General features: G+C 72.7%; 8 protein-coding genes. 2 read left to right on the top strand and 6 right to left on the bottom strand.

Features of this window, described 5'->3' with window-relative positions:
• The 6 genes from NQU55_RS07610 to NQU55_RS07635 all read right to left on the bottom strand — a co-directional run.
• Positions 1–2,721, bottom strand: a 2,721-nt coding sequence (locus tag NQU55_RS07610; RefSeq protein ID WP_256790128.1) for an alpha-mannosidase, incomplete at its 3' end; no start/stop codon positions are given.
• A 13-nt stretch (positions 2,722–2,734) separates the two neighbouring features.
• The gene (locus NQU55_RS07615; protein ID WP_168093950.1) at positions 2,735–4,837 is read right to left on the bottom strand and encodes an endo-beta-N-acetylglucosaminidase; all 2,103 of its coding nucleotides are present in this window, start codon (positions 4,835–4,837) and stop codon (positions 2,735–2,737) included.
• Between the two features lie 82 nt (positions 4,838–4,919).
• Positions 4,920–6,233 carry a glycoside hydrolase 5 family protein gene (locus NQU55_RS07620; RefSeq protein WP_168093951.1) on the bottom strand — a complete coding sequence of 438 codons (1,314 nt, stop codon included), beginning with the start codon at positions 6,231–6,233 and terminating at the stop codon, positions 4,920–4,922.
• Positions 6,234–6,303: 70 nt separating this feature from the next.
• Positions 6,304–7,134, bottom strand: a complete 831-nt coding sequence (locus NQU55_RS07625; RefSeq protein ID WP_168093952.1) for a carbohydrate ABC transporter permease — start codon at positions 7,132–7,134, stop codon at positions 6,304–6,306.
• A complete protein-coding gene (locus tag NQU55_RS07630) occupies positions 7,131–8,075 on the bottom strand; it encodes a carbohydrate ABC transporter permease (protein WP_206329565.1) in 945 nt (314 codons plus the stop codon). Before NQU55_RS07630 ends, NQU55_RS07625 begins: the two co-directional genes overlap by 4 nt.
• Positions 8,072–9,379 carry an ABC transporter substrate-binding protein gene (locus tag NQU55_RS07635; RefSeq protein ID WP_168093953.1) on the bottom strand — a complete coding sequence of 436 codons (1,308 nt, stop codon included), beginning with the start codon at positions 9,377–9,379 and terminating at the stop codon, positions 8,072–8,074. Before NQU55_RS07635 ends, NQU55_RS07630 begins: the two co-directional genes overlap by 4 nt.
• A 217-nt stretch (positions 9,380–9,596) precedes the next feature.
• On the opposite strand from NQU55_RS07635, the gene NQU55_RS07640 reads away from it, so the two are divergent.
• Both NQU55_RS07640 and NQU55_RS07645 read left to right on the top strand, forming a co-directional pair.
• Positions 9,597–10,661, top strand: coding sequence for a LacI family DNA-binding transcriptional regulator (locus tag NQU55_RS07640; RefSeq protein WP_168093954.1), 1,065 nt, complete (start codon positions 9,597–9,599; stop codon positions 10,659–10,661).
• 56 nt (positions 10,662–10,717) lie between these two features.
• A complete protein-coding gene (locus NQU55_RS07645) occupies positions 10,718–12,310 on the top strand; it encodes an ABC transporter substrate-binding protein (RefSeq protein WP_256790129.1) in 1,593 nt (530 codons plus the stop codon).
• Position 12,311: the final 1 nt, after the last annotated feature.

Genomic DNA, 12,311 nt, shown 5'->3' on the forward strand with positions numbered 1-12,311 from the left:
AAGGTTGATGCGGTGACCCTCGCGGACGGCGTCGCCGATCGACGCGTTCGGCACCAGCGCGTACCGGAAGCGGTGCACCCCCTGGTCGGTGCGCGGGTCCGGGAAGCGCGGGGCCCGCAGGAGGGACAGCCGGACCGTCGTGGTCGTGCCCGTGTCCTCCGGGCGGACCGTCCGCGTCACGTCGTAGCCGTACGTCGCGTCGTTGACGACCGCCACGCCCCAGCCCGGCTCCTCCAGGTGCACGAAGCGGTGCGCGCACGCCTCGAACTTGGCGGCGTCCCAGCTGGTGTTGGTGTGCGTGGGCCGGTACAGGTGCCCGAACTGGGTCTCCGCCGCCGTACGGTCGGCGTGCACGTCGAGCGGGAAGGCCGCCTTGAGGAACTTCTCCGTCTCGTGCCAGTCGACCTCGGTTTCGAGGTCCAGCCGCCGCGCGTCCGCCGGGAGGGCGATCCGCTGCTCGACGCGCGAGGAGCCGAAGGCGCGCACCACGCGCACCGTCGTCCCGCCGTCCGCGAGCCCCACCGACTCGGCGTCCGTCAGGTCGGTCACCGTGTTCCGGTAGAAGTGGTCCACGTCCCAGGCGTCCCACATGTTCGGGAAGTCCTGGTGCAGTTGCAGCAGATTGGCCGCCGCTCCCGGCGCGATCGTCTCCCGCTCCGCCTCGCGGTCGTACACCGACACCACGAGCCCGCGCGGGTCGACCTCGGCCCGCAGCCAGGTGTTCTCCAGGACGAAGCCGCCGCCCTCGCGCTGCCGGACCTCCGTGGGCGCGGGTGCGGAGGAACCGGCCCGTACGGCGGCCTGCGCGGGAACACCGCCCCGCCCGTGCGGCGCCGCGTTGAACACGACCGTCCCGCCGCCCGCGCCGTCGCCCGCCAGCGCCGCCGCCGCACCCGCGACGATCTGTTCCAGCTCCGCCGCCACCGCCGCGTACGTCGCCGCCGCCTCCCGGTGCACCCACGCGATGGACGTGCCCGGCAGGATGTCGTGGAACTGGTGCAGCAGCACCGTCTTCCAGATCCGGTCCAGCGCCTCGTACGGATACGGGAAGCCCGTGCGCACGGCCGCCGTGGCCGCCCACAGCTCCGCCTCGTACAGCAGGTGCTCGCTGCGCCGGTTGCCCTGCTTGGTGCGGGCCTGGCTGGTCAGGGTCGCCCGGTGCAGCTCCAGGTACAGCTCGCCCACCCACACCGGCGCGTCGCCGTACTCCGCGTGCGCCTTCTCGAAGAACGCCGAGGGCTTCTCGAAGACGACCCGAGCCGAGCCCTCCAGGTCCGCCAGCCGCTTCGCCCGCGCCAGCATCTCGCGCGTGGTGCCGCCGCCCCCGTCGCCCCACCCGGTCGGCGCGAGGGAGCGGGTGGCCCCGCCCTTCTCCTGGAAGTTGCGGACGGCGTGCGCGAGCTCCCGGCCCGAGAGCTGGGCGTTGTAGGTGTCGATCGGCGGGAAGTGGGTGAAGACGCGGGTGCCGTCCAGGCCCTCCCACCAGAACGTGTGGTGCGGGAACTTGTTGGCCTGGCTCCACGAGATCTTCTGCGTCAGGAACCACTTGGCCCCCGCCAGCCTCACCAGCTGCGGCAGTGCGGCGGAGTAGCCGAAGGAGTCCGGCAGCCACACCTCCTCGGTCTCGATCCCGAACTCCTCCAGGAAGAAGCGCTTGCCGTGCACGAACTGCCGGGCCAGCGCCTCCGATCCCGGCATGTTCGTGTCCGACTCCACCCACATGCCGCCCACCGGCACGAACCGGCCGTCCGCGACGGCCTTCTTCACGCGCGCGTACACCTCCGGCCGGTGCTCCTTGATCCACGCGAACTGCTGGGCCTGCGACATGGCGTAGACGAACTCCGGCTCGTCCTCCAGCAGCGCGGTCATGTTCGACGTCGTGCGGGCGACCTTGCGCACCGTCTCGCGGAGCGGCCACAGCCACGCCGAGTCGATGTGCGCGTGGCCCACCGCGCTGATCCGGTGCGCGGAGGCGTGCGCGGGTGAGGACAGGACGGCCGCGAGCCGCTCGCGCGCCGCGGCCGCCGTACCGCCGACGTCCTGCAGGTCGACCGCGTCCAGCGCGCGCTCGACCGCCCGCAGGAGCTCCCAGCGGCGCGGCGACTCCACCGGCAGCTCGGTCATCAGCCCCTCCAGCACCTCCAGGTCCTGGACCAGCTCCCACACCGTCCCGTCGAAGACCGCGAGGTCCATGCGCGCCAGCCGGTAGCGCGGCTCGGCGTCCGCCGTCTCCCGGTCGCCCAGCTCGGTCGGCACGAAGGGGTGGTAGTCGAGGATCACGGGGTTGGACGACGCCTCGACGTGCAGCAGCACCTCCTCGCCGCCCGCCGCCCGGTCGGCGATCCGGACCCACTGGTTGCGCGGGTTCAGGCCCTTCACGGGCGAGCCGTCCGGCCGGTAGACGAGCCCCTCGCACTGGAAGCCCGGCATGTTCTCGTCGAACCCCAGGTCGAGCAGCGCCTCGACCGTACGCCCCGCCCAGTGCCGCGGCACGCTGCCCGCGACGGTGAACCAGCTCGTGCCCCACGGCGGCCCCCACGCCGCGCCGGCCTCGACCGGCACGCCCCCGGCGGCGATCCCTTCGGCCACCGGGACGGGTTCGCCGGGCGCGTTCCACACGGTGACGGACAGCGGCACCGACTCGGGGTACACGGCCGGCCGGATGCGCTCGTCCAGCACGCGCTTCAGCCGGGCTTCGGTGATGGTGCGGTCGTTGTGCATCAGGTCGGATTCCTTACCAGCGAAAGGTGACGGGAGCGGGGGCGGAGGCGGTGTACAGCTCGTCCACGGCGCGCACCTCGATGCGCGTGGCCGCCTCGCCGTCCGTACGACGCAGCGCCGGGACGTAGTAGGCATGCCCGCAGGTGCCGCCGAGGAAGCGGAAGCGCCCGCCGGGCAGGGCCTGGCGCACCTCGTACTGGCGTACGGGGGCGGTGCGGCGGCCGCTTCCGGCGGGGGCTCCCCAGGCCAGGCGCAGCTCGGCCGTGCCGTCGGTGCCCACCCGCGCCGCGGTGATCGCGGGGTGCGCCGGCCGGGCGGGCGCCGCCGGGCCGGCGGCGCGCACCGCCAGCCCGCCCAGGCGCCAGCGCACCGCACTGCCGTCCGCCGCTGGGGGCACCTCCCAGCGGTAGCTGGGGGAGAGCCGGATGCCGAGCGAGCGGATCGTCCGCCCCTTGCGGCCGCGCAACTTCGCTCCGGCCCGCACGGTGACCGTGGTCCAGCCGTGGCCGCCCGCCCGGAGCGTGCCGGCCGGCAGGAAGGCGTACGGCTCCTCGTCCACGGCGACCGCCAGTTCGACGCGGACCGCCGCCGAGCCGGGGTCCGTGCGCTGGGCCAGCTCGATCACCGTGGAGTCCGGGAACGGCAACTGCGCCGCGTACAGCTCGACCGTCGCCGCCCCGGCGAGCCTGCCGTCGACGAGCAGGCTGCTGCCGCCCCGCCAGGCGTCGGCGAAGTCGAAGCCGACCTCCGGCCGTGTGCCCTCCGTGCGGACCGTCCAGCGCCGGCCGGGCAGCCGGTCCTGCAGCCCCAGGTGGTTCCAGGCGGAGTCGCCCGTCCGCCGCCCCTTCTCGTACCAGCCCAGGCCGTGCCCGGTGTTGAAGGTCGTGGCGAACGGGAGCGCCGTGAGGGTGGACCGGTCGGCGACCGACGCGGCCGGCGGCCGCCACGGGCCCGCCTCCGGCGCGGACGGGTCGAGGCCCTGCCCGGACCAGAAGCGGTCGTCGCGCGCGTGGAAGGCGGCCGGGCCGCGCCCTCCGGCGGGCAGGCTCTTCCACGTCCACTCGGGGCGGTAGAAGCCGTACGAGGCGACGTGCGGGCCCGCCGCCGGGACGACCGCGTCCCAGTCCACCGGCGTGTCCCAGCCACGGGCCTCCACGTCGATCCCCGCCCACAGGTCGTACGGACTGCGCCCCAGCCGGCGCGCGAGGGCGGCGGAGGAGACGAGCCCGGAGCGGTCCCAGTTGAAGTTCAGGAACATCGAACCGGCCGCCTGGAAGAAGGGGGCGTTGTGCTCGTTGAGCCGGTTCTGCCAGTCGATGCCGCCCGAGACGGCCATCGCGTCGTACCAGGTGACCCGCAGGCCCTCGCCCTTGCCGTGTCCCTGCCCCTGCAGGTACGCGATGAAGTCGCGCATGTCCGCGCCGAGCCGCGCATCGCCCCCGTCCGTCTCGGCGTTGACGAACCAGCCGTCGAAGCCGTACGCCCGGGCCACCCGGATCAGCCGGTCGGCCAGCGGGAAGCCGCCGTCCGGTCCGCGCCGCACCAGGTCCCGCGTCCACCGCAGCTGTCCTCCGTAGGCCGCGGGCGGCAGGAACACCGTGCCGAGGACGGGCACGCCGTTGCGGTGGGCGGCGTCCACGACCGGCGCGTTGGGCGCCAGGATCAGCCCCTCGCCCGACGAGCCGCCCCAGAAGACCAGTTCGTCGAGGTAGGCCCAGTTGGTGAGCGCGTAGGAGTCGGCGGTCGGCGCGCCCTGCGAGGGGTTGCCCGAGGTGGTGGCGAAGGCGGCGAGCGCGCAGACGCGGGCCCGGCCGGCGCGGGCGGTGCCGTTGGGCGGGGGCGGAGCGAAACGGGCGGCGAGCGGCACGGACGCGCGGTTGAACGGCAGGTCGGGGTCGTTCTCCGGCTCCCAGGAGGCGAGGCTCCGCCAGACCACCCCCGGCTCGGGCGAACCGGCCGGCAGGCTGTCGGGGAACCAGTAGGAGGCGTACGGCTGGAGGGCGGGGGGAACGGCGGGGCCAGGCGCAGGGGCCGCCGTCACGCGCCCGCCGGACAGGGCGACGGCCGCGAGACCGCCGGCGCCGGCGGCAAGGGCTCTCCGGCGAGTGACGTTCATGGTGACTCCTCCACATCATCAAGCCCGTCCGGGGGTTGTGGTCCGGGGGTCGGGGCGGAGCCCCGTTCATGTGCCGGGACGGTCAGGGCACCTGGTCGACAGTGATCACTTCCGTGATGCCGCGCGCGGCCAAATGCGTCACATCCCCCGTCCGTTGGGCCAGCACCACCGCCGGCCGCCCCCCGCCGGAGGCGACCCGCATCCACGCCTCGAAGAACGCCCCACCCGGCGCGCACACCGCCCGCCCCGGCGCGTCCTCGGCGTCCCCCGCGTCCAGCACCAGGGCGGTCCGCCGGGGTGCGGGCGGCCCGGGCAGGGCGAGGGCCCCGGGCAGGGCGGGAGACCCGGACGGTCCAAACAGCCCGGGCGGCCCGGGCGGCCCGGACGGCCCGCCGCTCCGGTGTTCCCGGGCGAGGCGGGCGAACGCCTCCCCGGCCGGCTTGACCTCGCGGTCGTTGGTGAGCAGCCCCAGCCCGTACTCCAGCTCGGGGAAGTCGGCCAGCGCCCGGTCGACGTCGTGGGAGCACCACCACGTCACCCCCCACACGCCGGGGCAGTCCAGGACGTGACGGACGGTCGCCTCGGTGAAGGCGGCGGCGCGGCCGGGCGGAACGTGCGGGGCGGGTGCCCCCACCTCCTGCAGCCATACGGGGCGCGCCGCGTCGTCCGCCCACGCCTTCGAGAGCTCGACGAGGTAGGCGGCGTGGCGCTCGGAGACGTCACCGGGCCCGTGCCGCTGCGCGGTGCCGTTGAACACCCAGGAGTGCACGGCGGTCATGGCGCCGAGCCGTGCCGAGTGCGCCGGGGTGAAGGGGTGCGCCCCGTCGTGGAAGGCGGCGTCGTACGAGGCGTGCAGATGCGTCTTGCCCGGGGCCCCCTCCTCGCACGCGGCGAGCATCCGCCGCAGCCAGCGGCCGGCGTCGCCGGGCCGGATCCGGTCGGGGTCGGGGTGGGGCGGCCCGGAGAACTGGTTGACCTCGTTGCCGACGGTCATGCCGAGGAAGTGGGGCCGGTCGGCGAGGGCGGCGGACAGTTCGGTGAGGAGGCGGGCCTGGGCGTCGACGACGTCGGGGTCGGTGAAGAGGTTGCGGCGGTGCCAGGTCGTGGTCCAGGAGGGGATGAAGTCGAAGCTGGACAGGTGCCCCTGGAGGCCGTCGACGTTGACGTCGAGCCCGCGCTCCCCGGCCGCGTCCACCAGCTGGACGAGCTGCTCGACGGCGCGCGGGCGGATCAGGGTGCGGTTGGGCTGGAAGAGGGGCCAGAGGGGGAAGACGCGGATGTGGTCGAGGCCGAGCGCGGCCACGGAGTCCAGGTCGGCGCGGACGTCGTCCAGGTCGAAGTCGAGCCAGTGGTGGAACCAGCCGCGGGCCGGGGTGTAGTTGACGCCGAAGCGCATGGGGCGCGGGTGTCCCTTCTGTGGGTGCCCCTTCGGGCGGTAGCGGCAGCGGGGGAGGCGGGGCGGGCGGTCAGCCCTTGACGGCGCCCTCTCCGACGCCGCGGAAGAAGTACCGCTGGAGGCAGACGAACATCACGACGAGCGGGGCGACGGCGATGACGGTGCCGGCGGCGACGAGCCTCGGGTCCTGCTGGAAGGTGCCGTGCAGGTAGTTCAGGCCGACGGTCAGGGTGAAGCGGTCGGGGTCGGACAGGACGATCAGCGGCCACAGGAAGTCGTCCCACGCCCCCATGAACGAGAAGATCGCGACGACGGCGAGCGTCCCCTTCACCGAGGGCAGCGCGACGCGGACGAAGCGCTGCCAGACGTTCGCCCCGTCGATGACGGCCGCCTCCTCGGTCTCGTAGGGCAGGGCGGCGAAGGCGTTGCGCATCAGCAGCACGTTGAGCGCGCCGACCGCCCCGGGCAGGACGACGGCGACGAGCGTGTTGTTGAGCTCCAGGTCGCGCATCATCGTGAACTGGGCAATGACGACGGACTCCAGGGGCACCAGCACGGCCGCGACGAAGGCCAGCCCGGCCGCCCGGCGGCCGCGGAACCGCAGCCGGGCCAGGGCGTAGCCGGCCATGGAGGCGCCGGCGAGGTTGGTGAGCACGTTCGCGGCGGCGACCTTGAGGGAGTTCAGGGCGTAGTCCCAGACGGGGACGATGTCCGCGACCTCGGCGTAGTTGCGGCCGGTCGGATGCGCCGGCAGGAAGCGCGGCGGGGAGGTGTAGATGTCCTCGGTGGTGCTCTTGAGGGAGGTCGAGAGCTGCCAGAGGAAGGGGCCGACGGTGAGGGCGAGGACGGCGAGGAGCAGTACGTAGCGCACGGCCTTCTCCCAGGACGTGGTGCGGTTCATGCTCGCCCGCCCTTCGGCTCCGGACCGCCTGGCCGGCTTTGGAGCTCTTGCCCGTCCTGCCCGTCCCTGCGGTCGGCGCGCAGGACGAGCAGCATCAGCACCAGGGCGACGGCGAAGACGATCAGGGAGATCGCGGAGGAGTAGCCCACGCGGCCGTTGAGCCCCGTGCCGGTGCGCTGGAGGAGCATGACGAGGGTGGTGTCCTGGCCGGCCGGGCCGCCGGTGGGTCCGGCCAGCAGGTAGACCTCGGAGAAGACCTTGAAGGCGGCGACCGACGACAGGGCGCCGACCAGCACCATTGTGGAGCGCACGGCGGGCACGGTGACGGCGGTGAAGCGGCGCAGGGAGCCGGCGCCGTCGACGGCGGCCGCCTCGTGGAGCTCGCGCGGCACGTTCGCCAGCGCCGCCAGATAGATGATCATGTAGTAGCCGAGACCCTTCCAGACCGTCAGCGCCATCGCGCTGAACAGCAGCAGCCACTCGTCGCCGAGGAAGGAGACCGGGCCGGCCCCGAGGACGCGCAGGACGGCGTTGACCAGGCCGCGGTCGTCCAGCATCCACTCCCAGATCAGGGCCACCACGACGACGGAGGCCACGACCGGGGTGTAGAAGGCGGACCGGAAGAACGCGACGCCCGGGATCCGCTTCCGCACCAGGAGCGCGAGCAGCAGCGGCAGGAGCACGGTGAAGGGCACGACGAGGACGACGTAGAGGCCGCTGTTGCGCAGGGCCACCCAGAACTGCTCGTCCTCCAGCAGCTCGCGGAAGTTGCGCAGCCCCACCCAGTGGCCGGGGGCCAGCGTGCGGGCGTCCGTGAACGCCTTGTGGAGCGTGGTGAGGAAGGGATAGAGGTTGAAGGCGGCGACGGTCCCGAGGCCGGGCAGCAGGAAGAGCCAGGGGCTGGCCGCCCGGTGCGTACGCACCCGCTTCACGCCCGTCAGCCCTGCTTGAGCAGCTTGTTGCTCTGCGCGACGGCGTCGTCCAGAGCCTGCCGGGGCGATTTCTTTCCCTGGAGGGCCTTGGCGACCTCGTTCTTGAGGACGGTCTTCATCTCCTCGCTGAGGACGACCGGCGTGTAATTCACCGCGCCCTTCAGCATCTTCGCGGAGGCCACCCGCACCCTTCCCTCGTCCGTGCCGTCGTCCTTCGTCCAGTACGGGTCGTCCAGCGAACCCTTGGTGCTGGGGAAGACGGCGACCTTGTGGGCGAAGGCCTCCTGGTTCTTCCTGCCGGTCACGAAGTGCGCGAAGGCGACGGCCGCGGCCTTGTGCTTGCTCCGGCTGTTGATGCCGAGGCCCATCACGTACATGTTGGGCTTTCCGGTGTTGTTGGGCGCGTCGGTGATGCCGAGGTTCCGGTAGAGGCCGGGTGCGCTCTTCTTGAAGTTCTCGAGGTCGTGGGCGCTGCCCGGATTCATGGCGACCTTCTGCTCCAGGAACTTCTGCCCCGTCTTGTCCGGAGTGTTGGTCAGCGCCTGCGGGTCGAGGCCGCCGCGCTCGTAGAGGTTCTTGTACGCGGTGAGCAGTTCCACGCCCCTGGGCTCGTTGTAGGTGAACCGGGTGGCGTCGTCGTTCATGAGCTTCACGCCGTAGCGGCCGAAGTCCTCGACGGCCGGGGTGCCCCCGAGCGTCGCGGTCTTCCCCCCGGAGCGCTCCGCGATGGTCCGTGCCGCCGCGAACAGCTCGTCGTACGTCTTCGGGGGCTTCTCGGGGTCGAGGCCGGACTGCCGGAAGAGGGTCTTGTTGTAGAACAGCGGGCCGGTGTTGAGGTACCAGGGGAAGGAGTACGAGCCGTCCAGCCCGGGCAGCACGTTTCCCTGCCACGCCTCCGGGGTGTACTCGCCCTTGAACTTCGCGGCGGCCGCCTCCTTGTCGAGGTTCATCAGCAGACCGGCCTTGGCCAGCGGGTACGACAGGTCGGGGGAGACGTTGACGACGTCCGGCAGGGTCCCGGCGGCGGCGTCCGCGCCGAGCTTGTCCGCGTAGTTGTCGGCCGGCTGGTCCAGCCATTTGACCCGGACACCCGGGTGCGCCTTCTCGAATTCCGCCACCAGGCCGGTGAAGTAGTCCTTGAAATTGCTGCGCAGATTCCAGGTCTGAAAGGTGATGTCACCCTCGGGCTTCCCGTCCGCGCCGCCGCCCTCCCCGGATCCGGAGCCGGATCCGCCCGAGCCGCAGGCGGTCAGCGTGAGGGCGGACACGAGCAGCGGAACGGTCGCGGCGAGGGCTCCACGGCGTATCGGCATGGCCGGCGAACTCCTTCGGTCGGGAGGAGGTGACGGTGCGGAGGTGACGGTGCGGAAGGCGGCGATGGCAGCGGTCCAAAAGGTGCACCCGGAACGGGAGTTAGTCAATACTGTCGTCAACAGCTAATGCGCTTTAGTGTGTTACTGCTCAGGCGTTCAGGAACCCGATCGCCCAAGCGCTCAGACGCTCCGGACGCCGGCCGAGGGGAGGTGCACCGTGCGCCGCACACCGGCCCGCCGCCCGACGATCAAGGACATCGCACGCCGGGCGGGCGTCTCGGAGAGCGCGGTCTCCTTCGCGCTCAACGGCCGCCCGGGGGTATCGGAGGCCACTCGCGCGCGCATCCGCCGGGTCGCCGAGGAGCTGGGCTGGCAGCCGAGCACCGCCGCCCGCGCCCTGTCGGGGGAGGGCGCGGCCACCGTGGGCCTCGTCCTGGCCAGGCCCGCCCGCACGCTCGGCGTCGAGTCCTTCTTCCTGCAGCTGGTCTCCGGCGTGCAGGAGGTGCTCGCCGGCCGGGGCCTCGGGCTGCTCTTCCAGGTCGTGGAGGACCTCGACGCCGAGTGCGCGGTCTACCGCCGCTGGTGGGCCGAGCGCCGCGTGGACGGCCTGCTCGTCGTCGACCCGCGGGCCGACGACCCCCGCCCGGCCCTGCTCGACCGCCTCGGCCTGCCCGCCGTGGTCGTCGGCGCGCTCGACGGGCGGGGTGCGCCGCACGGCGCGATCTCCACTCTGTGGGCGGACGACACCGGCGCGATGGCCTCGATCGTCGGCCACCTCTACGGCCTGGGACACCGCCGCATCACCCACATCGCGGGGCTGCCGGAGCTCGCCCACACCCGGCGCCGCATGGCGTGCCTGCGAGCGGAGGCGGCCCGCCGCGGCCTGCCGGACGTGCGGTCGGTGACCACCGACTACTCCGACGCCCAGGGCGCCGAGGCCACCCGCAGGGAGCTGGCGGGCGACCGCCCTCCCACCGCGCTCGTCTACGACAACGACGTGATGGCCGTGGCGGGCCTGGCGGTGGCGGCCGGGCGCGGCGTGCCCGTACCCGCCGCCCTCTCGATCGTGGCCTGGGACGACTCGGTGCTCTGCCGCAGCACCCACCCCGCGCTCACGGCCCTGGTCCGCGACACCGCCGCCTTCGGCCGGCATGCGGCGGAGCACCTCCTCGCCCTCCTGGACGGTGGCCCGCCGGTCAGCGTCCAGGACGCCGTTCCCAGGCTGTCCCCGCGTGCGAGCACCGGACCCGCATGCAACGGTGCTCCTCGACCTGTTGTTTAATTGCGACTGATTCGCAATAGCAATATGTCGACAGATCTTGAGCAGGGGTGTGGGGCATGACGGCCCGGTCCGTACGGGGAGTGGCCGCCACGGCCATGGCAGGCGTTCTCGCGGCAGGCGCGGCGGCCTGCTCGACACCGGGCGGCAGCGGCGCCGAGGGGCACGAGGACTCCCTGGTCGTCGGTCTCGCCAACGAGCCCGAGACTCTCAGCCCCCTCCTCGGCTACGGCAAGGACGGCAACTCCAAGATCTTCGACGGCCTGCTCCGGCGCGACGCGGCGATGAAGCTCCGCCCCGCCCTCGCCGACGCCCTCCCGAAGGTCAGCGACGACGGGCGCACGTACACCTTCAAGCTCCGCCACGGCGTGAAGTTCAGCGACGGCAAGCCCTTCTCGGCCAAGGACGTCGTCTTCACCTACCGGACCATTCTCGACGAGAAGACCAACAACGCCGCCAAGGGCGAGCTCGACGCCGTCGAGAAGGTCACCGCCGAGTCCGACGACACCGTCGTCTTCGCGCTCAAGTACCCCTACGCGCCGTTCGCCGAGCGCACCGTCCTGCCGATCGTCCCCGAGCACGCGGCCAAGGGCCAGGACGTCAACACCGGCTCCTTCAACACCGCCCCCATAGGCACCGGCCCCTACGTCCTCACCGGTTGGAGCAAGGGCGAGAAGCTGACCTTCAAGGCCAACCCCGGCTACTGGGGCGGCGAGCCCGAGGTCAAGAAGCTCACCATGGCGATCATCAAGGACGACGACGTGCGCGCCACGCGGCTGCGCTCCGGCGACCTCGACGGCGCGATCCTGCCGCCCAACCTCGCCAGGGGCTTCAAGGGCGACAAGGGCAAGGTGACCATCACCGCGAAGACCACCGACTTCCGCGGCGTCACCCTCCCCACCGCGAACAAGGTCACCGGCGACCTCGCCGTGCGCCGCGCCCTCGACCTCGCCGTCGACCGCAAGGCCATGGTCGACAAGCTCCTCGAAGGCGCCGGCCGGGCCGGCCACGGCCCCGTCCCCACCGACAGCGAGTGGTTCGCCAAGGGCACCGAGCGCCCGCACGACCCGGACAAGGCCCGGAAGCTGCTCGACGACGCCGGCTGGAAGCCGGGCGACGGCGGCATCCGCGAGAAGGACGGGCAGCGCGCCTCCTTCACCCTCTGGTTCCCCGCCGGTGACAAGCTCCGCGAGGAGCACGCCCTCGCCTTCGCCTCCGACGCCAAGAAGGCGGGCATCGAGGCCAAGGTGCAGAGCGGCACCTGGGAGGTCATCGAGCCGCGGATGAAGGAGGACGCGGTCCTCGCCGGCGGCGGCAACCCCGCCGACCCCGACTTCGACCTCTACAACCTGCTGCACTCCTCCCTCGCCCTCGACGGCTTCAACAACATGGCCGCCTACGGCAACCCCGACGTCGACAAGGCGCTCGAGGAAGGCCGGCGCAGCGGCGACAAGGCCGCCCGCAAGGCCGCCTACGACAAGGTCCAGCGCGGCCTCGCCGACAACCCCGGCTACACCTTCCTCACCCACGTCGACCACCTCTACGTGATGACCGACCGCTGGAAGGACCTCTCGACCCAGGTCGAGCCGCACGACCACGGCCTCGGCGCCGGGCCCTGGTGGAACGTCGAGGACTGGCAGCCGAAGAAGTGAC

The sequence above is a fragment of the Streptomyces telluris genome (assembly GCF_024519335.1).
GTDB classification, from domain to species: domain Bacteria; phylum Actinomycetota; class Actinomycetes; order Streptomycetales; family Streptomycetaceae; genus Streptomyces; species Streptomyces telluris.